The sequence below is a fragment of the Streptomyces finlayi genome (assembly GCF_014216315.1).
Lineage (GTDB): Bacteria > Actinomycetota > Actinomycetes > Streptomycetales > Streptomycetaceae > Streptomyces > Streptomyces finlayi_A.
Map to the genome: position 1 here is coordinate 6386800 of NZ_CP045702.1, position 22193 is coordinate 6408992.

Here is a 22193-nt window from a genome sequence, read left to right on the forward strand (position 1 = left end):
AGGCGCGACCAAACGGAGCCCGCGCGCGTGGGCGATTCCCGCTCAAGCGGGTACGGCAAGCGCAGCCACATCAAGCCGTCCCGCGATCGAGGACGCACGCTCACCCGTGTCCGGGTCGCTCATCAGGAGCAGGAGGCCGCGGCGGCGCCCCCGGCCCAGGCCCGGGCCCGGGCGGCGGCGGCACGGGCCGACCCACACGCCCCACCACCGTCGGCGCCCCATGCATCGCCTCCGGCATCCGCAGATACGGATTCGTACCGTCGTCGGACGCCCGGTACGGCAGTGAAGGACGGTAAGGACCGGCGACCTCCGCATCCGGATACCCGCCCCCCGTCACCGGCACCGCCCCCACCGCCCACGCGAGCCCCGCCCCCACCGCTCCCGCACCGGCCCCCCAGGCAGCTCCCAGCCCCGCCGCCGCGACCGTCCGCCCCCGCAGTTCGATCCCGGCCCCGAAGGCGTCGAAGCCCAGTACCGACAGCGAGGCGTCCGCGGACACCTCCGTCAGCCACACCAGCAGCGGCAGCGCGATCGCCGTCACGCCCCCGAGCCGCAGCGCACACCGTCCCGCGTACCCGACGGCGGACACTCCTGCCGCACGAGGCGTCCGGGCTGCCGCCAGCACCCCCGCGTACAGCAGCGTCATCCCCGAGGCCAGCACCAACAGCCATATTCTGCCGTCCAGTTCGGCTAGCCTCCCGACCGTCACCGGCTGCGCCGCGGAGCCTCGTAACAACTCGTCCAGCGGGGCCGGAAGCAACCCGGGCAGCTCACCCGTGGCCTCGCCGTCCCACGGTACGAACAGCCCGAGCGGCACTCCGAGCCATACCCCGTTCGGCGCGCCCAGCAGTGCGGCTCCCGCGATCCGCTGCGGGTGGGCATCGCCGGCCGCCGCGTACGCCGCGGCCGCGCACCCGGCCAGTACCGCCACGAGCAGCACCGCCACCAGCGCCGAAACGGCGGGCCGCGCCATCCGGTGGAGCCGCCCGGCAGTGCCCGGCAGCAGCACTCGGGAGGTGAGCAGGGCGATCACGAGCACCCCGAGCACCCAGCAGGCCCCGCCCGCCAGCGAGGCCCCGGTGTCGACGGCGAATCCCACCTGCGCCTCGGTCCGCGCCAGACCGGCGAGCCGGTCCGGCAGCGACCCACCCAGATCACCCAGTCCGCCCAGGAGACCGCCACCACCACCGTCGGCGGCACCTTCACCCACCCCCGGCAGTCGGCCGCCATCGATCGTCACGACATCGTGACCTGCCCAGGCAAGTCCCCCCACCATCGCCACGAACAGGGCCACCACCGCCCCCGTACGCGCACAGAGCTCACCCCAGGAAGGGCCCGTGCCCGCATGCCGCAGCGAGCGAAGGAAGAAGAAGGAGAGGACGAGCGCGCCGACCAGCCCGACCCCCAGCGGGGTGACGTCGACAGCCGTACGGGCCTCGGCCCCGTCGAGCCCGAAGGCCGACACGTCACCGGAGGGGGAAACCGCTCCTCCGACCCCCAGAACCACCACTGCCGCGGCCATCGGGCCCAGTTCACCGACGGAATCGGCGCCGAGGAGATGCAGCCCCAGGGCCGCCGTCCCCGCCATCGCGGCCAGCGCCCAACTCACGGAAGCGACCGAGGCCAACACGACATCCAGCCACGGGATACCCCGCCCCGCAGCTCCCCGCGCCGCGCCCGCCCCCGAGCCCGCGCCCGCCCTCATGTCCGCAGTCATGCGGGACCCCCCAATCCGCACCGAGATGACCCGAGTTGATCCATTCGCTCATGATCCGTACGTACTCGTGCGTGGATACCACTGTCCGAGCCCGTTTCGCCCGAGTCAACGGTGCGGCGGTACAGGTCTTGCCGCGGTCTTCACTCCGCCCGGCTTTCCGATCGGTGACTGCTCCTGGAATAGTTCCCCACGATGTTCAGCATCCCTGGACTCCCTGTGATGGGGGTCTCTCGGGGGACAACTAGTGGGGCGCGGAGTGCCGGAACTCGTACTGGAATTGAATGGCAGGACCTGGACGCTCGATCCGTCCAGGTCGTACACCCTCGGGCGTGATCCGCAGGGCGATCTCGTGGTCGACGACGCCAGGGTGTCGTGGCGGCATGCCACGATCAGCTGGGGGGGCAGCGGTTGGTTCATCGAGGACCACGGCAGCACCAACGGCACCTACGTGCAGGGCCAACGGATCCACCAGATGGAGATCGGGCCCGGCTCGGCGGTGCACCTGGGCAATGCCACCGACGGACCACGGCTGAGCCTCAGCGGGGCCGCCGCCGACCGATACAGCGGCCAGGCCGCGGGCGGCGGGCAGGCTCCGGTTCACCCGCAGGCCCCCGTCCACCCGCAGGCCCCGGTCCACCTGCAGCAGGGCGGACCTTCCGGGCCGGGACCGGCCCAGCCGCAGGCCTGGCAGCAGCCCCAGCAGGCCCAGCCCCAGCAGCAGCCTCAGCACGGGTACGCCCCACCGCAGGTTCCGCACCAGCAGGGCATCCAGAAGGCGCCCGGCGCGGGCGGCCCCGGCGGTGTCCCGGGAGCACAGCCGGTCTACGGAGACCGCAGCCCCACGACGTTCCACCAGCTGGACCTCGGCCGGGTGATGCGCATCGGCCGTGCGCTGGAGAACGAACTCGTCGTCTCCGACCTCCAGGTCTCCCGTCATCACGCCGAGTTCCACGCGACGCCCAACGGCCGCTTCGAGATCCGCGACCTCGGCTCGCACAACGGCACGTACGTCAACGGTCAGCCGCTCAGCAAGTCCGGCTCCGCGCTCATCGGCCCGAACGACATCGTCGGCGTCGGTCACTCGACCTTCCGGCTGGTCGGCGACCGACTCGAGGAGTTCGTCGACACCGGTGAGGTCTCCTTCGCCGCCCGTCACCTCACGGTCACCGTCGACGGCGGCAAGCAGATCCTCCAAGACGTGTCCTTCGGCGTCCCGGAGAAGTCGCTGATCGGTGTCATCGGCCCGTCCGGCTCCGGAAAGTCCACCCTGCTCAAGGCGCTCACCGGCTACCGGCCCGCCAACCAGGGCGACGTCCTCTACGACAACCGGAACCTGTACAAGCAGTTCGCCGAGCTGCGCCAGCGCATCGGTCTGGTCCCGCAGGACGACATCCTGCACAAGGAACTCACCGTCACCCGCGCCCTGAAGTACGCGGCCAAGCTCCGCTTCCCCGCGGACACCACCGAGGCCGAGCGCCAGGCCCGCATCCTCGAAGTCCTCGCCGAGCTCAAGCTCGACATCCACAAGGACAAGAAGGTCACCTCGCTCTCCGGCGGCCAGCGCAAGCGCGTCTCCGTGGCCCTGGAACTGCTCACCAAGCCCTCGCTGATCTTCCTGGACGAGCCGACCTCCGGCCTCGACCCGGGCATGGACCGCGATGTCATGCAGCTGCTGCGAGGCCTCGCCGACGACGGCCGTACCGTCCTCGTCGTCACACACTCCGTGGCCGAGCTGGCCATCTGCGACAAGCTCCTGGTGATGGCGCCGGGCGGTTCGGTCGCCTACTTCGGTCCCCCGGAGGAAGCGCTCAACTTCTTCGGCTACACCACCTGGGCCGACGTCTTCTCCGCGTTCGAGAACTACCGCGACTACGACTGGGCGGGACGCTGGCGCGGCTCGCAGCACTACCAGATGTACGCCGCCGACATCGACGCGGTCGCCGCACAGTCCGTACACATGCCGCCCCCGCAGCAGATGCGCCCGCCGAAGCCGCAGGGCTGGGGGACGCAGCTGTGGACCCTGATCCGCCGCTACACCTCGGTGATCGCCTCCGACAAGGGCTTCATGGGCCTGATGGTGATCCTTCCCGCGGTGCTCGGCATCGTGAGCGTGGTCATCCCCGCCGACTTCGGCCTGGCACCGCCCACGCCGCCGTCCCGGTTCAACGGCGACGCGGGAACGATCATGCTGATCCTCGCGGTCGGCATGTGCTTCTCCGGCGCGGCCAACTCCGTACGAGAACTGATCAAGGAACGGGTCATCTACGAGCGGGAACGGGCCACCGGCCTCTCCCGCTCCGCCTACCTGATGTCCAAGGTGATCGTCCTCGGCGTGATCACGGCCATCCAGGGCGTCATCATCTGCGGCATCGGCTTCGCCACCCGTGACCTGCCCGCCGAGGGCCTGATCATGCCGCCGGCCGTCGAACTCTGCGTCACGATCATCGCGCTCGGCTTCACCTCGATGATGTTCGGCCTGGTCATCTCCTCCCTGGTGAAGACCTCCGAGAAGACGATGCCGCTGCTCGTCATGTTCGCGATCGTCCAGGTCGTCTTCACCGGCATCCTCTTCCAGGTGTACGGCTCGCCCGGCCTGGAGCAGTTCGCCTGGCTCATGCCCTCACGCTGGGCCATCGCCGCGGCCGGCTCGACGCTCGACCTGGCCCACCTCATGCCGCCGTGGGACCAGAAGAACCCCACCAACCTGGACCCGCTCTGGGAGAGCACGGCCGGCCAGTGGGGCTTCAACATCTCGGTGCTGCTGTTCATCGGCATCGTCTGCGGCGTCGCGGTCGCGCGACTGCTGCGCCGCCACGAGCCGGAGGTCATGCGCAAGTAGCGCACAATGCGCCGGGCGCACGGCACACGCACGGGCGCCGGAGGGCGGCACCCCACACGGGGTGCCGCCCTCCGGCGCATGTCCGGGTCGATCAGGCGCGGGTCAGTACGCGCTGTTGACGTTGTCGATCGAGCCGTACTTGTCCGCGGCGTAGTTGGCCGCGGCCGTGATGTTGGCGACCGGGTCGTACTGGTCCTTGGGCGTGCCGGCGACGTGGTAGAAGTCGAACGTCGGCTTGATGACCTGCAGCAGGCCCTTGGACGGAACACCGTTGATCGCGTTGATGTCCCAGTTGTTGATGGCGCGCGGGTTACCGCTCGACTCACGAATGATGTTCTTGTGCAGCCCGTTGTACGTGCCGGGGATGCCCTTCTCCTTCATGATGGCGAGGGCTTCCTTGATCCAGCCGTCCAGGTTGTCGGCGTAGACGGGCTTTCGGGCGACGCTGCGGCTGGCGGCCTCGGCGGAGCGCTTCTTGGCGTCGGCCTTGGCCTTCGCGTCGGCCTCGGCCTTGGCGTCGGCGGCTTCGGCCTTCGCCTTCGCCTGCGCGGCGGTCTTCGCCTTGGCGGCGGCGGCCTTGGCCCGGGCGGCGTCGGCGGCCTTCACCAGGCTCTCGGCGGTGGAGTGCTGCTCGATAATGCTGGCCTGCACCGTCTTGGCCTGCGGGGCGCCTGCCGCGGAGGCAATGGCGACCGGGGCGGCCGACAGGGCCTGGGTGCTGGTTTCGGCGCCGGCCTCGGCGGGAACCAGGGAGAATGCGAGGGCAGCCGCACCAAGTGCGGAGACTCCGGCGACGGAGAGCTTCTGGGTCTTGTTCAGGCGACGGCTACGACCGGGGTTGCTGGACTCGAACATACAGACATACCTCTTCGAATAGCAGGTGTCCTCACGGAGGACGAGACGGAAGCGCCGCTCTGCGCATCTCCGTCGGGGACAGCCGCAATTCTTAGCGCTGGCAAAACGCCCTGGCAAAGGTGTGACGTACGAAGCCGGGTAGTGGATCAGGTGCCCGCTCTGCCCGTCTTGCCCGTACTCGTGCCTGCATGAATGCCCCTTTTGTATCCACTAGTGGACTTCGTAAGTGACCTGAGTCCTATGCGCGGGCTCACATGGGGCACGCTGCGAGTTCACGAAATGTTGCTTCAGCAATGCGGAGCGTGAGGCTCCGTTCCGGGGTTCTCCGACTCCTCCGGCAGCAGGAGACGGACATCCCCGAACTCGGGCCAGAGATACGACCGCCGCAGAGCCTCCGCGTGTCCCCGTCGCAGCGCCTCCCGGCCCGCGATCGCCTCCAGCATCAGCAGATGCGAGGCCTCCGGCTCGTGCAGCCCGGTCAGCAGGCCGTCCACCGCCGCACACCCCGCTGAGGCGTCACCACGAGCCCGGTCCAGCCCTCGGCCGCCCGCAGCACCCCGTCCGTTCCCGCCGACGACTCAAGGTCCCGCACCGCCGTCGTCCCGACCGCGACGACCCGCCCGCCACCGGCCCGCGCCGCGTTCACCGGCCGAGCCGATCGAAGCGGGTACCGAGAACCACTCCGGATACGGAGGCTCGTGCGCCTCCGCCGAAGCCACCCCCGTATGCGGCGACAGCGGAGCGAACTGCACTCCACTCCGGACCAGCGAGGCCACCACCGTCTCCGTGAAGGGCCGCGCGGCACTCGGCATCTCCGCCGAACCCCTCCCGTCCCCAGAGGGCACCGCGAAGACCGTCCGGTACGCGGACAGCGGCTGATCCCGCTCCGTGTACCCGTACCGGATCGGCCGCCCGTACCGCCCCAGCAGCTCCGGTACCTCGAACGGCACCCGCGCCCACCACGGCCGGGCCGCCCCGGCCGGCCCCAGCGGCTCCTCCAGTACGAACCCGTGCCCGCCCGGCAGCCGGACCCGCGTCCCCCGCGGCTTGCCGCGCCGGGGGGACCGTCGCCCCCCCGTACGGTCCGGCCGCCGCAGCTCCACGGACCACCGACCGTCCTCACCCCGGGTCGAGAAATGCACCACGACCCGCTCACCGCCCGCCGCAGGTCCTAGTCCCCGCGCCCCGGACCCCGGCCGACCACAGCCCGATACGGCTGTCGTACCCCGCCGGTACCGTGAGCCCATGAGCCATCGCCCACCGTCGGGCCTCGCCGCGGTGAGTGCCGCGCTGCTCGCCATGAGCCGGCATCTCGAAATGCGTGACGTCCTCAAGACGATCGTCGCCTCGGCCCGTGAACTGATCGACGCCGAATACGCCGCCCTGGGTGTCCCCGACGACCACGGAGGCTTCGCCCAGTTCGTCGTCGACGGGGTGAGCGACGAGCAGTGGAAGGCCATCGGCCCCCTGCCCAGGCAGCACGGCATCCTCGCCGCGATGCTCCACCAGGCGAAGCCCGAGCGGCTCGCGGACGTCCGCAAGGACCCCCGCTTCGAGGGCTGGCCCGACGCGCACCCCGACATGTCCGACTTCATCGGCCTGCCCATCCAGGACGGCGACGAGATCATCGGCGCCCTCTTCCTCGCCAACAAGCGCTGCCCCAAACCGGCCGGCAGCTGCGGCTTCACCGCCGAGGACGAGGAGCTCCTCGCGATCCTCGCCCAGCACGCGGCGATCGCCCTCACCAACGCCCGGCTCTACGAACGCAGCCGGGAGCTCACCATCGCGCAAGAGCGTGCACGGCTCGCCCACGAGCTCCACGACGCCGTCAGCCAGAAACTCTTCTCGCTCCGGCTCACCGCCCAGGCCGCCGCCGCCCTCGTCGACCGGGACCCCGCCCGCGCCAAGGACGAGCTCCAGCAGGTCGCCGTCCTCGCCGCGGAAGCCGTGGACGAACTGCGCGCGGCCGTCGTCGAACTGCGCCCCGCCGCGCTCGACGAAGACGGCCTGGTCGCCACGCTGCGGACACAGATCCAGGTCCTGGACCGCGCGCACGCCGCCCGGGTCACCTTCGACAACGCGGGGGTACGGGCCCTGCCCGCCACCCAGGAGGAAGCACTCCTCCGGGTGTCCCAGGAGGCCCTGCACAACGCCCTGCGCCACTCCGGCGCGGCCCACGTCACCGTCTCCCTGGTCCGCCACGACAGCGCCGCCGTCCTGAGGATCACCGATGACGGCAGCGGCTTCGACACCGCGGCCGTCCGCAAGGCGGGCCGTCACCTCGGTCTCGTGTCGATGCGCCACCGCGCCGGCAGCGTCGGCGGAATGCTCACCGTCGAATCGGCGCCCGGAAAGGGCACCACGATCAAGATGGAGGTGCCCTGTGGCTGACAGGACCATCAAGGTGCTGCTCGTGGACGATCACCAGGTGGTGCGCCGAGGACTGCGTACGTTCCTGGAGATCCAGGACGACATAGAGGTCGTAGGGGAGGCCGCGGACGGTGCCGAGGGGGTCGCCCGCACCGAGGAGCTGCGCCCCGACGTCGTCCTCATGGACATCAAGATGCCCGGCACGGACGGCATCGACGCCCTGCGCAAGCTGCGCGAGCTCGGCAATCCGGCCAAGGTCCTGATCGTCACCAGCTTCACCGAACAGCGCACGGTGGTCCCGGCACTGCGCGCCGGAGCCTCCGGTTACGTGTACAAGGACGTCGACCCGGACGCCCTGGCCGGCGCCATCCGTTCCGTCCACGCAGGCCATGTGCTGCTCCAGCCGGAGGTCGCCGGGGCGCTCCTGACCCAGGACGTGGGCAGCGGTACGGGCCGGGGGAGCACCCTCACCGAACGGGAACGCGAGGTGCTCGGGCTGATCGCGGACGGCCGCTCCAACCGGGAGATCGCCCGGGCACTGGTCCTCTCGGAGAAGACGGTAAAGACCCATGTATCGAACATCCTGATGAAGCTGGACCTCTCCGACCGGACCCAGGCGGCTCTCTGGGCAGTCAGGAACGGAGCGGCCGGCTAGAAGGCCAAGATTCATACTGTCGGGTGTATGTCACCCACATGGCGCATCTTGTGGGGCTCCCGGGCGTTCTCCATGGCGTGCTGCGGCGGTCGGCCGCAGCGTTCCCAGGAGGAGCCAGAAGTGAAGAACCTCAAGAAGGCCGCTGCCGTCACCATGATCGCCGGTGGGATCATCGCCGCCGGTGCGGGCGCCGCCTCCGCCACCGGCCACGGTGCGGGCGCCCACGGCACGGCCGTCAACTCCCCGGGTGTCGGCTCGGGCAACGTCGTCCAGGTCCCGGTGAACGTCCCGGTGAACGTCGTGGGCAACACGGTCAACGTGATCGGCCTGCTCAACCCGGCGTTCGGCAACGTCGGTGTGAACCACTGACCGACCCCGTCGGCATGACCGCCGGGCGGGCCCCGTCCCCTCGCCCGCCCGGCACCACCCCAAGCACCCACTCCCACTCAAGCCCGTCCGGACCACTCCAGCCCGCCCGCGGCGCCCAGGCCCCCACATCAAGCCCGTCCGGCGATTGAGGACAAGGGCGCCCCCGGGCACCTACCCCGCCCCGCTACCGTCGCCCCCTCTCCCTCTCCTCCACATACGCGTTGTACGCCGCCACCTGTGCCCGCCGGGCCACCCGCTCCACCGGCCTCAGCGCCTCGCCCCGCGCCGAGATCTCCGCGGCGGTCACCGCACCGCCCGGCCCGTTCTCGTACGCCACCGAGACCAGCAGCCCGACCCGCTGCGCCAGCTCCAGCACCCGCACCGCCCTCGGCGGATACCCCGGCGCCAGCACCTCGCGCCCCCGCTCCGCCCGCGCCCGGTACGCGTCCACCGCGGCCTCGGCCACCGGCCCGGACCCGGCCACATCCAGCCGCGCCAGCACCGCCGTAGCGTCCCGCAACGCCTCCGCCAGCTCCCGCTCCGCCTCGCCCAGCGACGGCACGTCCGCGGGCGGCGCCTCGCGTACCGGCAGACAGCGCCACACCACCTCGACGTGCAGATCCCCCGCGGGCCCCGCCTCACGGACCTCCGGCACGAGCCCGTACGGCACTCCCGAAGCCACCACGGCCTCCTCCGCCTCCAGCGCCCGCGCGTTGAACTCCGGCGGCCCGCTGAGCCCCAGCGGATGCCCCGCCACCGGCAGCGCGACCCGGAAACCGGTCGCCCCCAGCGCCCGCAGCCGCCCGAGCGCCAGCGTCAGCCCGACCTGCCCCGTCTCACCGGGCACCCCCTCCACGCGGTGCACCGCGTCCTCCCCGACAATCGCGAGCGCCGCGTCGTCCGGTGATACGAGTCCTGCCACAAGCGCGTTTCCCCAGGCGGCGAAGAGCCCTGAGCGTGGTTCCGAAAGCATGGCGACAGCCTAGGGAATGCGCGCCCGGCCCGTCATCACACCGGCCCAGCGGCTGAAGTACTCCCCGGGTGGCGTAGGTTTTCCCTGGGAGCTGTGCTTTCAGGCACGCGACGATCTCGAGACTGTATGGGGAGACAACGCGCTCATGAGCGATGTACTGGAGCTGGTGGACGTATCCGTGGTCCGCGACGGACGCGCTCTGGTGGACGACGTCTCCTGGTCGGTCAAGGAAGGTGAGCGCTGGGTCATCCTCGGACCGAACGGCGCCGGCAAGACCACTCTCCTCAACATCGCGTCCAGCTACCTCTTCCCCAGCACCGGCACCGCCAAGATTCTCGGCGAGCAGCTCGGCGGCGTGGGCACCGACGTGTTCGACCTCCGTCCCCGCATCGGCATCGCGGGCATGGCCATGGCCGACAAGCTGCCCAAGCGCCAGACCGTGCTGCAGACGGTGCTCACCGCCGCGTACGGCATGACCGCCACCTGGCACGAGAACTACGACGCCGTCGACGAGGACCGCGCCCGCGCCTTCCTCGACCGGCTCGGTATGACCGAGTTCCTCGAGCGCAAGTTCGGCACGCTGTCCGAGGGCGAGCGTAAGCGCACACTGATCGCCCGCGCGATGATGACCGACCCCGAGCTCCTCCTCCTCGACGAGCCCGCCGCCGGTCTCGACCTGGGAGGCCGCGAAGACCTGGTCCGCCGCCTCGGCCGGCTCGCCCGCGACCCGTTCGCACCCTCCATGATCATGGTCACCCACCACGTCGAGGAGATCGCTCCCGGGTTCACGCACGTCCTGATGATCCGGCAGGGCAAGGTCCTCGCAGCGGGACCCATGGAGACGGAACTCAGCTCCCGCAACCTCTCCCTCTGCTTCGGCCTGCCCCTCGTCGTCGAGCACACCGGCGACCGCTACACGGCCCACGGACTGCCGCTCTCCTGACCCTCCGCCGAACAGCGGCCCGCCCGCGCCCTGTTGGTGGGGGCACCTGCGGTCCTACGATGACCACGTGGAAATCGACGCGTGGGTGTGGTGGCTGATCGGAGCGGTGGGACTGGGCATCCCGCTCGTCCTCACCGCGATGCCCGAATTCGGAATGTTCGCCGTCGGAGGGGTCGCCGCGGCGATCGTCGCCGCCCTCGGCGGCGGCATCGTGGCCCAGGTGCTGGTCTTCGTCGCGGTCTCGGTGGCACTGATCGCCGTGGTGCGCCCGATCGCCGCCCGGCACCGAGGCGCCCGCTCTTCGCACGCGACGGGCATCGACGCCCTGAAAGGCCGTCAGGCCGTCGTACTGGAACGGGTCGACGGCAGCGGCAGCGGCCGTATCAAACTGGCCGGCGAGATCTGGTCCGCCCGCTCGCTCGACGGCGAGCAGAGCTTCGAACCCGGCCAACAGGTCGATGTCGTCGACATCGACGGCGCGACAGCCGTCGTCATGTAGGCGAACTGTGCGCAGAGCGGCCGGAGTTCTGACAAACTCGATGTCGATCATCATGAGAATTCGACAGGCATGAGATCTCGACCAAGATCACCGCGATCCGTCGGCAACCGAAGGGCACGAGGCACACGATGCAACCGATCATCATCGTCCTGATCATCCTGGTGGTGCTCGTCTTCATCGCCCTGATCAAGACGATCCAGGTCATCCCGCAGGCCAGTGCGGCCATCGTCGAGCGCTTCGGCCGCTACACGCGCACCCTCAACGCCGGGCTGAACATCGTCGTCCCGTTCATCGACTCCATCCGCAACCGGATCGACCTCCGTGAACAGGTTGTGCCCTTCCCGCCCCAGCCGGTGATCACCCAGGACAACCTGGTCGTCAACATCGACACCGTCATCTACTACCAGGTGACCGACGCCCGCGCCGCCACGTACGAGGTCGCGAGCTATATCCAGGCGATCGAACAGCTCACCGTCACCACCCTCCGCAACATCATCGGTGGCATGGACCTGGAGCGGACCCTCACCTCCCGCGAGGAGATCAACGCGGCCCTGCGAGGCGTCCTCGACGAGGCGACCGGCAAGTGGGGCATCCGCGTCAACCGCGTCGAACTCAAGGCCATCGAGCCGCCCACCTCCATCCAGGACTCGATGGAGAAGCAGATGCGCGCCGACCGCGACAAGCGTGCCGCGATCCTCAACGCCGAGGGCATCAGGCAGTCCGCGATCCTCACGGCCGAAGGCGAGAAGCAGTCCGCGATCCTGCGCGCCGAGGGTGAGGCCAAGGCATCCGCCCTGCGCGCCGAGGGCGAGTCCCAGGCCATCCGTACGGTGTTCGAGGCCATCCACGCCGGAGACGCGGACCAGAAGCTCCTCTCGTACCAGTACCTCCAGATGCTCCCGAAGATCGCCGAGGGCGACGCGAACAAGCTCTGGATCGTGCCCAGCGAGATCGGCGACGCGCTGAAGGGCCTCAGCGGAGCCTTCGGCAACCTCGGCGCCGGCGGCGCACCCGGCTTCAACACCGGCAACAGCGGCAACGCGGGCGACACCGGAAGCGCCGGGAACAGCGGCAAGGAGCGCCGCGAGGAACCCCCCGTCGGCTGACGGAGACCTACCTTCGGGCATGATCAGTGCGGCCCCTCGACCTTCATGGCGGGGAGGCACCACTGACCATCGAAGGAGATGGCCTTGTCCATCTGGGAAATCCTCGCGATCTTCGCGGCGGGTGTCGGCGCGGGCACGATCAACACGATCGTCGGCTCGGGCACGCTGATCACCTTCCCCGTCCTGCTCGCCACCGGGCTGCCACCCGTGACGGCCACCGTCTCCAACGCCCTCGGTCTGATCCCCGGCTCCATCAGCGGCGCGATCGGCTACCGAAAGGAACTGGCGGGACAGCGGCGCCGCGTACTGAAACTCGGCGTCGGCGCCGCCATCGGCGGCCTCACCGGCGCCACGCTCCTCCTGTCGCTGCCCTCGACGGCGTTCGAAACGATCGTTCCGGTCCTCGTCGCACTCGCCCTCGTACTGGTCATCCTGCAACCCCGCATCAGCAAAGCGGTCCAGCGGCGCCGGGAGCGCAACGGCACCCGCCCCCGCCCCGACGGAGGACCCGCCCTCTACGCCGGGCTGACCCTCGCCAGCGTCTACGGGGGCTACTTCACCGCCGCCCAGGGGATCATCTACCTCTCCCTGATGGGCATGCTGCTCGACGACACCATGCAGCGTCTGAACGCGGTCAAGAACGTGCTCGCAGCGATCGTCAACAGCATCGCCGCGCTCTTCTTCCTCTTCGTCGCCGACTTCGACTGGACAGCCGTCGTCCTCATCGCCGTAGGATCCGCCATCGGCGGCCAGATCGGCGCCAAGGTCGGCCGGCGCCTCAGCCCCGCCTTCCTGCGCGCCTTCGTCGTCGTAGTCGGCACAGCCGCCATCGTCCAACTGCTGCTCCGCTGACACACGGAAGCCCGCCTCCTCAGGGAGACGGGCTTCCAGTAGGTCAAAGGGCCCACCGGGGGCTACGCCGCGGACCGCTCCAGCCACTCCGGCAGGGCGGGCCGGCTACCGGCGCCCATCGCCAGCAGCATCGCCTCGGCGGGAGACGGAACGAAGGGCTGCCGCAGCAGCGGCATCCCCGCCTGCTCCGGCGTCCGGGCCGCCTTGCTGTGATTGTCCTCGGCACACGACGCCACCGTGTTCAGCCAGGTGTCCTGACCCCCCTGCGCACGCGGCACCACGTGGTCGACGGTGCTCGCCCTGCGCCCGCAGTACGCGCACCGGTGCTGGTCCCGTATGAGCACACCCCGTCTGGACCACGGCGCCTGTCTTCGGAACGGCACCCGGACGTACCGGCAGAGCCTGATCACCCGGGGCACCGGAATCTCGACGTCGGCACCGCGCATACGGAGGTCGGGATGCGACTGCTCCACCACAGCCTTGTCCGTCAGGATCAGCACCACCGCACGGTTGAGAGTCACCGTCGACAGCGGCTCGAAGCTCGCGTTCAGAACCAGCGTGTCCCGCATCCCGCCCACCTTCCGTGTGCCGCCCGCCCCCTGGCAGGCCCGGATCAACTCTGGCTGGGCGGGCCGTGATGGACAACGGAATTAAAAAATGCCCTGCCCTGATCTCTCCAAGACCAGGGCAGGGCAAACAGCAAAGGAACTTCTCAGTTCGCCGGAGCCTCGTACTCACCGGCGAGCTGGGCGCGGCCCAACGTGTGGAAGCGCAGATTGAAACCCACGACGGCCGGCGAAACGTCACTGTCGACACCGAGCTTCTCACTGTCCACCGCGTACACGGTGAACACATAGCGGTGCGTCTCCCCGGCCGGCGGCGCAGCCCCGCCGAAGTCCTTCGACCCGTAGTCGTTACGGACGTGCACGGCACCGGCGGGCAGCCCGTCGAACTTCCCGCTGCCCGCACCGGCAGGCAGTTCCGTGACCGATGCCGGGATGTCGAAGAGCACCCAGTGCCAGAATCCGCTGCCCGTGGGCGCATCCGGATCGAAACACGTGACGGCGAAACTCCGGGTCTCCGCGGGGAAGCCCTCCCACCGCAACCGCGGTGAGGTGTTCCCTGCCGCGAGCACCTGCGCGTCCCCGAGCACACCCCCCGGCTCCAGGTCCTCGCTCACCACGGTGAACGAGGGAACCTCGGGATGGAAATCGTGCGGCAGCGGAGCCCTCTTCGACCGGGTCACGTCAGCACCTCTCCTGAATCGGCTCTTCTGCGGTCAGCGGTATCCCACCGACCCTAGAGCCAGTTGCGCTGTCCACCGACCTGGGCGAGCCACTGGTTGAGGTACGCCACCCAGTCGGTGCCCTGGAAGTCGTTGTGACCGACCTTGAACGACCGGTAGGAGTCGCTGCCCTCGCTGAAGAGCCCCGGCTTCTTGTCCATCTCCAGCACGACGTCCATCTCACGGTCGTCCGCGACGAACGTCAGCTCGACCTGGTTCAGCCCGCGGTACTGCTGCGGCGGTACGAACTCGATCTCCTGGTAGAACGGCAGCCGCTGACGCGTGCCACGGATGTGACCACGCTCCATGTCGGCGCTGCGGAAGCCGAAACCGAGCTGTCCGAAGGCATCCAGGATCGCCTGCTGAGCAGGCAGGGGGTGCACATTGATCGGGTCCAGGTCACCGGAGTCCACCGCGCGGGCGATCTCCAGCTCGGTCGTCACACCGATGTTCATGCCGCGCAGGTGCTGCCCGCCGAACATCGTGATCGGCGTCTCCCACGGGATTTCGAGCCCGAACGGTACGACGTGGACGGCACCGGCCTTCACCTCGAAGGCTCCGCCCAGACGCAGCTTGGTGAACTCGATGTCCTGCTTGGTCTCCTGGTCCTGCCCTTCGACCTCGACCCGCGCCTGAAGGCCGACGGAAAGCGCCTCCACCTGCTGGTCCACAGACCCGCCCTGGATACGGACCTCGCCCTGCACGACCCCGCCGGGGACGACGTTCAGCTCGGTCAGCTCGGTCTCCACCGAAGCGCCACCGGCACCCATGCTCGCGAGAAGCCTCTTGAAGCCCATGTTTTCTCCTTGTTGGTCCTGACCCCTACATACGCGCCACGACCGTAGCCGGTTCCCGGACGCCCGGTTCAAGTACCCTCGGACGCCATGACCGACGGGATGGAACGCACGCCCCTGACACGCGGCTCTTTCGACCGGTCCGTACGGGAAGTGGCTCCCGGCCTCCTGGGCCGCACGCTCGTCCGTACGACGGAGGACGGGCCCGTCGAGGTCCGGCTCACCGAGGTGGAGGTGTACGCGGGAGACATCGGCCCCGGCTCTCACGCCTTCCGGGGCCTCACCCGGTGCAACCACGCCATGTCCGGCCCGCCCGGCCATGCGTACGGCTACTTCACGTACTCATGTCGAGGAAGTCAGCGTGAACGCTGACTTCCTCGCCCACCCTGCCGAAGAGGTCGCCCCCAAGCTGCTCGGGAGCGTCCTCACCTGCAAGGCCCCCGAGGGGGCCGTGAGCATCGCCATCACGGAGACCGAGGCGTACTCCGGTACGGCTGACCCAGCCTCCCACGCCTACCGGGGCCGTACCGCCCGCAACGCCACCATGTTCGGTCCCGCAGGACACCTCTACGTCTACCGCTCCCACGGTCTCCACTGGTGCGCCAACGTCGTCACCGGGACGGACGGCATCGCCTCGGGTGTCCTCATCCGAGCAGGCAGGGTCGTCGAGGGGGAAGACCTGGCACGCGAGCGGCGAGGGGAGCGGGTCGAGAGTCCTCGTCTCGCCCGAGGCCCGGGGAACCTCGGCCAGGCGCTCGGCATCACGGCAGAACACAACGGCGCAGACCTCCTGGCAGGTACCTCGGTCATGTTGTCCCAGGGTGAGCCGGTACCTGCCGCGCTCATCCGGGTTGGTCCTCGGGTGGGGGTGAGCAGGGCCCACGACTGGCAGCACCGGTTCTACCTCGCCGCTGACCCGACGGTCTCGGCGTACCGACTGAGCCCGAGAGCCCAACCGTCCGCCGGAGCCTGAACCGCTGTGCGCCTTGCTCACGCTCGCCGGTGAGTCGGCGCCTGTCTGTTTGGCTCCAGCGCCAAGAAACCGGCCCGTCCGGCCACGGCCCCGGGGATCGACCGCACGCTACGGCGAAGACATCGTCGTAGGCCCGTCGTCGCCTCTGTATGGACCGCGCGGCACCCGGCCATGGCGCTTCTGGATCGACGGCGAACCGACCGTGAGCCGGCACCGCGCCCACGCGCCTCGCCGCCGCGCGACTTGACTCGTCCGGGGCAGCCCCCTAATGTAGTCCGAGCCGCTTGAACGAAAGCTGTTGTCGGAACGGTTCATCGAACCGGGTCCGGGCTTCTCGAGGCGGTCAACCACTACCTACGAGTCACCCTGGCGGGTGCGAATTCGGCGTGCCCTAATTCGTCCTGTCGGCTCGATTATGAGCCACCAGGGAAATCGGCTAACGTAGTGGACACGCCGAAAGGCAAAGGCCCTCCAACAGGCCGCCGGAAGCAAATTCGAACCGGAAACGGGACGAAATGATTCTGGTAAGGTTGGAACCGCCGGAAAGGGAAACGCGAAAGCGAGGAACTGGAAAGCGAATCCCGCTTCGACCGGGAATCGGACGCGAAAGAGTCTGATAGAGTCGGAAACGCAAGAACGAAGGGAAGCGCCCGGAGGGCCCCGGTGAAACGGGACCGAAGGAAGCGTCCGTTCCTTGAGAACTCAACAGCGTGCCAAAAGTCAACGCCAGATATGTTGATACCCCGGCCTGCTTCGGCAGGTTGGTGGTTCCTTTGAAAAGTCCTATTACGGGCCCTCGTGGTCCGGGTAGGCAACACTAGCGAGGACGCTGTGAACGACCGGTCATATTCCGACTCGGTCGTTCCGCTCTCGTGGTGTCGTCCCGATTACGGGAAAACATTCACGGAGAGTTTGATCCTGGCTCAGGACGAACGCTGGCGGCGTGCTTAACACATGCAAGTCGAACGATGAAGCCCTTCGGGGTGGATTAGTGGCGAACGGGTGAGTAACACGTGGGCAATCTGCCCTTCACTCTGGGACAAGCCCTGGAAACGGGGTCTAATACCGGATAACACTCTGTCCTGCATGGGACGGGGTTAAAAGCTCCGGCGGTGAAGGATGAGCCCGCGGCCTATCAGCTTGTTGGTGGGGTAATGGCCTACCAAGGCGACGACGGGTAGCCGGCCTGAGAGGGCGACCGGCCACACTGGGACTGAGACACGGCCCAGACTCCTACGGGAGGCAGCAGTGGGGAATATTGCACAATGGGCGAAAGCCTGATGCAGCGACGCCGCGTGAGGGATGACGGCCTTCGGGTTGTAAACCTCTTTCAGCAGGGAAGAAGCGCAAGTGACGGTACCTGCAGAAGAAGCACCGGCTAACTACGTGCCAGCAGCCGCGGTAATACGTAGGGTGCGAGCGTTGTCCGGAATTATTGGGCGTAAAGAGCTCGTAGGCGGCTTGTCACGTCGGATGTGAAAGCTCGGGGCTTAACCCCGAGTCTGCATTCGATACGGGCTAGCTAGAGTGTGGTAGGGGAGATCGGAATTCCTGGTGTAGCGGTGAAATGCGCAGATATCAGGAGGAACACCGGTGGCGAAGGCGGATCTCTGGGCCATTACTGACGCTGAGGAGCGAAAGCGTGGGGAGCGAACAGGATTAGATACCCTGGTAGTCCACGCCGTAAACGTTGGGAACTAGGTGTTGGCGACATTCCACGTCGTCGGTGCCGCAGCTAACGCATTAAGTTCCCCGCCTGGGGAGTACGGCCGCAAGGCTAAAACTCAAAGGAATTGACGGGGGCCCGCACAAGCAGCGGAGCATGTGGCTTAATTCGACGCAACGCGAAGAACCTTACCAAGGCTTGACATATACCGGAAAGCATCAGAGATGGTGCCCCCCTTGTGGTCGGTATACAGGTGGTGCATGGCTGTCGTCAGCTCGTGTCGTGAGATGTTGGGTTAAGTCCCGCAACGAGCGCAACCCTTGTTCTGTGTTGCCAGCATGCCCTTCGGGGTGATGGGGACTCACAGGAGACTGCCGGGGTCAACTCGGAGGAAGGTGGGGACGACGTCAAGTCATCATGCCCCTTATGTCTTGGGCTGCACACGTGCTACAATGGCCGGTACAATGAGCTGCGATGCCGCGAGGCGGAGCGAATCTCAAAAAGCCGGTCTCAGTTCGGATTGGGGTCTGCAACTCGACCCCATGAAGTCGGAGTTGCTAGTAATCGCAGATCAGCATTGCTGCGGTGAATACGTTCCCGGGCCTTGTACACACCGCCCGTCACGTCACGAAAGTCGGTAACACCCGAAGCCGGTGGCCCAACCCCTTGTGGGAGGGAGCTGTCGAAGGTGGGACTGGCGATTGGGACGAAGTCGTAACAAGGTAGCCGTACCGGAAGGTGCGGCTGGATCACCTCCTTTCTAAGGAGCATCTAGGTTTCCTTCGGGGAATCCAGAGACCATTTCGTCGGCAAATGTTCGACGGTGGTTGCTCAAGGGTGGAACGTTGACTATTCGGCACGACAGGTTGGTTTTCTCAAGTACTGCTTCGGCGTGGAAAGAGGGAACGGGTCGGTCGGGTCGGGCACGCTGTTGGGTATCTGAAGGTACGGGCATTTTTTTGTCTGGATCTTCGGTGCCGGCCCCAGTGAACTCGCCTGTAAGGGTGGGGTGATGGGTGGCTGGTCGTTGTTTGAGAACTGCACAGTGGACGCGAGCATCTGTGGCCAAGTTTTTAAGGGCGCACGGTGGATGCCTTGGCACCAGGAACCGATGAAGGACGTGGGAGGCCACGATAGTCCCCGGGGAGCTGTCAACCAAGCTTTGATCCGGGGGTTTCCGAATGGGGAAACCCGGCAGCCGTCATGGGCTGTCACCCACTGCTGAACACATAGGCAGTGTGGAGGGAACGCGGGGAAGTGAAACATCTCAGTACCCGCAGGAAGAGAAAACAACCGTGATTCCGGGAGTAGTGGCGAGCGAAACTGGATGAGGCCAAACCGTATGCGTGTGATACCCGGCAGGGGTTGCGCATGCGGGGTTGTGGGATCTCTTTTTCATGGTCTGCCGACTGTGAGACGAGTCAGAAACCGTTGATGTAGGCGAAGGACATGCGAAAGGTCCGGCGTAGAGGGTAAGACCCCCGTAGCTGAAACATCAACGGCTCGTTTAAGAGACACCCAAGTAGCACGGGGCCCGAGAAATCCCGTGTGAATCTGGCGGGACCACCCGCTAAGCCTAAATATTCCCTGGTGACCGATAGCGGATAGTACCGTGAGGGAATGGTGAAAAGTACCGCGGGAGCGGAGTGAAATAGTACCTGAAACCGTGTGCCTACAAGCCGTGGGAGCGTCGCTGTATGTGCTTGCACATGCAGTCGTGACTGCGTGCCTTTTGAAGAATGAGCCTGCGAGTTAGCGGTGTGTAGCGAGGTTAACCCGTGTGGGGAAGCCGTAGCGAAAGCGAGTCCGAATAGGGCGATTGAGTTGCACGCTCTAGACCCGAAGCGGAGTGATCTAGCCATGGGCAGGTTGAAGCGGAGGTAAGACTTCGTGGAGGACCGAACCCACCAGGGTTGAAAACCTGGGGGATGACCTGTGGTTAGGGGTGAAAGGCCAATCAAACTCCGTGATAGCTGGTTCTCCCCGAAATGCATTTAGGTGCAGCGTCGTGTGTTTCTTGCCGGAGGTAGAGCACTGGATAGGCGATGGGCCCTACCGGGTTACTGACCTTAGCCAAACTCCGAATGCCGGTAAGTGAGAGCACGGCAGTGAGACTGTGGGGGATAAGCTCCATGGTCGAGAGGGAAACAGCCCAGAGCATCGACTAAGGCCCCTAAGCGTACGCTAAGTGGGAAAGGATGTGGAGTCGCAGAGACAACCAGGAGGTTGGCTTAGAAGCAGCCACCCTTGAAAGAGTGCGTAATAGCTCACTGGTCAAGTGATTCCGCGCCGACAATGTAGCGGGGCTCAAGCGTACCGCCGAAGTCGTGTCATTCACACATATAGGGCCAACGCCCGTGTGGATGGGTAGGGGAGCGTCGTGTGCCGGGTGAAGCAGCCGCGGAAGCGAGTTGTGGACGGTTCACGAGTGAGAATGCAGGCATGAGTAGCGATACACACGTGAGAAACGTGTGCGCCGATTGACTAAGGGTTCCTGGGTCAAGCTGATCTGCCCAGGGTAAGTCGGGACCTAAGGCGAGGCCGACAGGCGTAGTCGATGGACAACCGGTTGATATTCCGGTACCCGCTTTGAAACGCCCAGTACTGAATCAGGCGATGCTAAGTCCGTGAAGCCGGCCCGATCTCTTCGGAGTTGAGGGAAGTGGTGGAGCCGATGAACCAGACTTGTAGTAGGTAAGCGATGGGGTGACGCAGGAAGGTAGTCCAACCCGGGCGATGGTTGTTCCCGGGGTAAGGGTGTAGGCCGTGTGATAGGTAAATCCGTCACACATCAAGGCTGAGACCTGATGCCGAGCCGATTGTGGTGAAGTGGATGATCCTATGCTGCCGAGAAAAGCCTCTAGCGAGTTTCATGGCGGCCCGTACCCTAAACCGACTCAGGTGGTCAGGTAGAGAATACCGAGGCGTTCGGGTGAACTATGGTTAAGGAACTCGGCAAAATGCCCCCGTAACTTCGGGAGAAGGGGGGCCATCACTGGTGATCCGATTTACTCGGTGAGCTGGGGGTGGCCGCAGAGACCAGCGAGAAGCGACTGTTTACTAAAAACACAGGTCCGTGCGAAGCCGTAAGGCGATGTATACGGACTGACGCCTGCCCGGTGCTGGAACGTTAAGGGGACCGGTTAGTGCACTTTCGGGTGTGCGAAGCTGAGAACTTAAGCGCCAGTAAACGGCGGTGGTAACTATAACCATCCTAAGGTAGCGAAATTCCTTGTCGGGTAAGTTCCGACCTGCACGAATGGCGTAACGACTTCTCGACTGTCTCAACCATAGGCCCGGTGAAATTGCACTACGAGTAAAGATGCTCGTTTCGCGCAGCAGGACGGAAAGACCCCGGGACCTTTACTATAGTTTGATATTGGTGTTCGGTTCGGCTTGTGTAGGATAGGTGGGAGACTTTGAAGCGGCCACGCCAGTGGTTGTGGAGTCGTCGTTGAAATACCACTCTGGTCGTGCTGGATGTCTAACCTGGGTCCGTGATCCGGATCAGGGACAGTGTCTGATGGGTAGTTTAACTGGGGCGGTTGCCTCCTAAAGAGTAACGGAGGCGCCCAAAGGTTCCCTCAGCCTGGTTGGCAATCAGGTGTTGAGTGTAAGTGCACAAGGGAGCTTGACTGTGAGACCGACGGGTCGAGCAGGGACGAAAGTCGGGACTAGTGATCCGGCAGTGGCTTGTGGAAGCGCTGTCGCTCAACGGATAAAAGGTACCCCGGGGATAACAGGCTGATCTTCCCCAAGAGTCCATATCGACGGGATGGTTTGGCACCTCGATGTCGGCTCGTCGCATCCTGGGGCTGGAGTCGGTCCCAAGGGTTGGGCTGTTCGCCCATTAAAGCGGTACGCGAGCTGGGTTTAGAACGTCGTGAGACAGTTCGGTCCCTATCCGCTGTGCGCGTAGGAATATTGAGAAGGGCTGTCCCTAGTACGAGAGGACCGGGACGGACGAACCTCTGGTGTGCCAGTTGTCCTGCCAAGGGCATGGCTGGTTGGCTACGTTCGGAAAGGATAACCGCTGAAAGCATCTAAGCGGGAAGCCTGCTTCGAGATGAGTATTCCCACCCCCTTTGAGGGGTTAAGGCTCCCAGTAGACGACTGGGTTGATAGGCCAGATGTGGAAGCCCGGTAACGGGTGGAGCTGACTGGTACTAATAGGCCGAGGGCTTGTCCTCAGTTGCTCGCGTCCACTGTGTTGTTCCCGGGTTGCGAACAGTTATCGCACCGGTTGAACAGTTTCACTCTTTAATTGAAAAGTGTGCTTGTTCGCTAAGCCCGATAG

15 protein-coding genes, 2 rRNA genes and 2 pseudogenes are annotated in these 22193 nt (G+C 66.4%); 12 read left to right on the plus strand and 7 right to left on the minus strand.

Annotated elements, in window-relative coordinates; genetic code table 11:
* Window positions 1-100: 100 nt before the first annotated feature.
* A complete protein-coding gene (locus F0344_RS29240) occupies window positions 101-1717 on the minus strand; it encodes a streptophobe family protein (RefSeq protein WP_374940126.1) in 1617 nt (538 codons plus the stop codon).
* A gap of 244 nt (window positions 1718-1961) precedes the next feature.
* Here F0344_RS29240 and F0344_RS29245 point away from each other — a divergent pair, with 244 nt between their 5' ends.
* Window positions 1962-4556 (plus strand): ABC transporter ATP-binding protein/permease, encoded by a 2595-nt coding sequence (locus tag F0344_RS29245; protein WP_185301619.1) that lies wholly within the window; start codon window positions 1962-1964, stop codon window positions 4554-4556.
* Window positions 4557-4658: 102 nt separating this feature from the next.
* Here F0344_RS29245 and F0344_RS29250 read toward each other — a convergent pair whose 3' ends face one another.
* Together F0344_RS29250 and F0344_RS29255 are read right to left on the minus strand one after the other, a co-directional pair.
* A complete protein-coding gene (locus tag F0344_RS29250; RefSeq protein WP_185301620.1) occupies window positions 4659-5411 on the minus strand; it encodes a transglycosylase SLT domain-containing protein in 753 nt (250 codons plus the stop codon).
* Window positions 5412-5698: 287 nt separating this feature from the next.
* Window positions 5699-6571 (minus strand): annotated as a pseudogene (locus F0344_RS29255) (S-adenosylmethionine:tRNA ribosyltransferase-isomerase); the annotation flags it as partial.
* An 85-nt stretch (window positions 6572-6656) separates the two neighbouring features.
* Between F0344_RS29255 and F0344_RS29260 the strand changes: the two are divergent.
* The 3 genes from F0344_RS29260 to F0344_RS29270 all read left to right on the plus strand — a co-directional run bounded on the left by F0344_RS29260 (window position 6657) and on the right by F0344_RS29270 (window position 8805).
* Complete coding sequence (locus F0344_RS29260) at window positions 6657-7802, plus strand: GAF domain-containing sensor histidine kinase (RefSeq protein WP_185301621.1); 1146 nt, start codon at window positions 6657-6659, stop codon at window positions 7800-7802.
* A complete protein-coding gene (locus tag F0344_RS29265) occupies window positions 7795-8436 on the plus strand; it encodes a response regulator (RefSeq protein ID WP_185301622.1) in 642 nt (213 codons plus the stop codon). The genes F0344_RS29260 and F0344_RS29265 overlap by 8 nt, the downstream gene beginning before the upstream one ends.
* Window positions 8437-8556: 120 nt before the next feature.
* Window positions 8557-8805 (plus strand): chaplin family protein, encoded by a 249-nt coding sequence (locus F0344_RS29270; protein WP_185301623.1) that lies wholly within the window; start codon window positions 8557-8559, stop codon window positions 8803-8805.
* A 184-nt stretch (window positions 8806-8989) separates the two neighbouring features.
* Here the strand turns inward: F0344_RS29270 and F0344_RS29275 are convergent, their stop codons facing one another.
* Complete coding sequence (locus F0344_RS29275) at window positions 8990-9778, minus strand: hypothetical protein (protein WP_185301624.1); 789 nt, start codon at window positions 9776-9778, stop codon at window positions 8990-8992.
* A gap of 145 nt (window positions 9779-9923) precedes the next feature.
* Here F0344_RS29275 and F0344_RS29280 point away from each other — a divergent pair, with 145 nt between their 5' ends.
* The 4 genes from F0344_RS29280 (at window position 9924) to F0344_RS29295 (ending at window position 13178) form a co-directional block, all read left to right on the plus strand.
* Window positions 9924-10721 carry an ABC transporter ATP-binding protein gene (locus F0344_RS29280; RefSeq protein ID WP_185301625.1) on the plus strand — a complete coding sequence of 266 codons (798 nt, stop codon included), beginning with the start codon at window positions 9924-9926 and terminating at the stop codon, window positions 10719-10721.
* Window positions 10722-10788: 67 nt separating this feature from the next.
* Window positions 10789-11220, plus strand: a complete 432-nt coding sequence (locus F0344_RS29285) for an NfeD family protein (protein ID WP_185301626.1) — start codon at window positions 10789-10791, stop codon at window positions 11218-11220.
* A gap of 128 nt (window positions 11221-11348) precedes the next feature.
* Complete coding sequence (locus F0344_RS29290; RefSeq protein ID WP_185301627.1) at window positions 11349-12326, plus strand: SPFH domain-containing protein; 978 nt, start codon at window positions 11349-11351, stop codon at window positions 12324-12326.
* Between the two features lie 78 nt (window positions 12327-12404).
* A complete protein-coding gene (locus F0344_RS29295; RefSeq protein WP_185301628.1) occupies window positions 12405-13178 on the plus strand; it encodes a sulfite exporter TauE/SafE family protein in 774 nt (257 codons plus the stop codon).
* Window positions 13179-13240: 62 nt separating this feature from the next.
* Here F0344_RS29295 and F0344_RS29300 read toward each other — a convergent pair whose 3' ends face one another.
* The 3 genes from F0344_RS29300 to F0344_RS29310 form a co-directional block, all read right to left on the minus strand.
* Window positions 13241-13747: an HNH endonuclease gene (locus F0344_RS29300; RefSeq protein ID WP_185301629.1), complete on the minus strand. Its 507-nt coding sequence runs from the start codon at window positions 13745-13747 to the stop codon at window positions 13241-13243.
* A gap of 143 nt (window positions 13748-13890) precedes the next feature.
* Window positions 13891-14424 carry a YbhB/YbcL family Raf kinase inhibitor-like protein gene (locus tag F0344_RS29305; RefSeq protein ID WP_185301630.1) on the minus strand — a complete coding sequence of 178 codons (534 nt, stop codon included), beginning with the start codon at window positions 14422-14424 and terminating at the stop codon, window positions 13891-13893.
* Window positions 14425-14477: 53 nt separating this feature from the next.
* Window positions 14478-15260: a sporulation protein gene (locus tag F0344_RS29310; protein WP_185301631.1), complete on the minus strand. Its 783-nt coding sequence runs from the start codon at window positions 15258-15260 to the stop codon at window positions 14478-14480.
* Between the two features lie 87 nt (window positions 15261-15347).
* Between F0344_RS29310 and F0344_RS29315 the strand changes: the two are divergent.
* From F0344_RS29315 to F0344_RS29330, 4 genes and pseudogenes are all read left to right on the plus strand, one after another.
* A pseudogene (locus F0344_RS29315) lies at window positions 15348-15599 on the plus strand (DNA-3-methyladenine glycosylase); the annotation flags it as partial.
* A gap of 19 nt (window positions 15600-15618) precedes the next feature.
* Complete coding sequence (locus F0344_RS29320; protein ID WP_185301633.1) at window positions 15619-16230, plus strand: DNA-3-methyladenine glycosylase; 612 nt, start codon at window positions 15619-15621, stop codon at window positions 16228-16230.
* Between the two features lie 900 nt (window positions 16231-17130).
* Window positions 17131-18656, plus strand: a 16S ribosomal RNA gene (locus F0344_RS29325).
* Window positions 18657-18959: 303 nt separating this feature from the next.
* A 23S ribosomal RNA gene (locus tag F0344_RS29330) occupies window positions 18960-22086 on the plus strand.
* Together the 16S and 23S rRNA genes form the textbook arrangement of a ribosomal RNA operon.
* Window positions 22087-22193: the final 107 nt, after the last annotated feature.

Bases quoted from the DNA above. Each gene is read 5' to 3' on its own strand.
- F0344_RS29240 (WP_374940126.1), bottom strand. From the start codon at position 1,717: ATGACTGCGGACATGAGGGCGGGCGCGGGCTCGGGGGCGGGCGCGGCG.
- F0344_RS29250 (WP_185301620.1), bottom strand. From the start codon at position 5,411: ATGTTCGAGTCCAGCAACCCCGGTCGTAGCCGTCGCCTGAACAAGACC.
- F0344_RS29260 (WP_185301621.1), top strand. From the start codon at position 6,657: ATGAGCCATCGCCCACCGTCGGGCCTCGCCGCGGTGAGTGCCGCGCTG.
- F0344_RS29275 (WP_185301624.1), bottom strand. From the start codon at position 9,778: ATGCTTTCGGAACCACGCTCAGGGCTCTTCGCCGCCTGGGGAAACGCG.
- F0344_RS29280 (WP_185301625.1), top strand. From the start codon at position 9,924: ATGAGCGATGTACTGGAGCTGGTGGACGTATCCGTGGTCCGCGACGGA.
- F0344_RS29290 (WP_185301627.1), top strand. From the start codon at position 11,349: ATGCAACCGATCATCATCGTCCTGATCATCCTGGTGGTGCTCGTCTTC.
- F0344_RS29295 (WP_185301628.1), top strand. From the start codon at position 12,405: ATGGCCTTGTCCATCTGGGAAATCCTCGCGATCTTCGCGGCGGGTGTC.
- F0344_RS29300 (WP_185301629.1), bottom strand. From the start codon at position 13,747: ATGCGGGACACGCTGGTTCTGAACGCGAGCTTCGAGCCGCTGTCGACG.
- F0344_RS29310 (WP_185301631.1), bottom strand. From the start codon at position 15,260: ATGGGCTTCAAGAGGCTTCTCGCGAGCATGGGTGCCGGTGGCGCTTCG.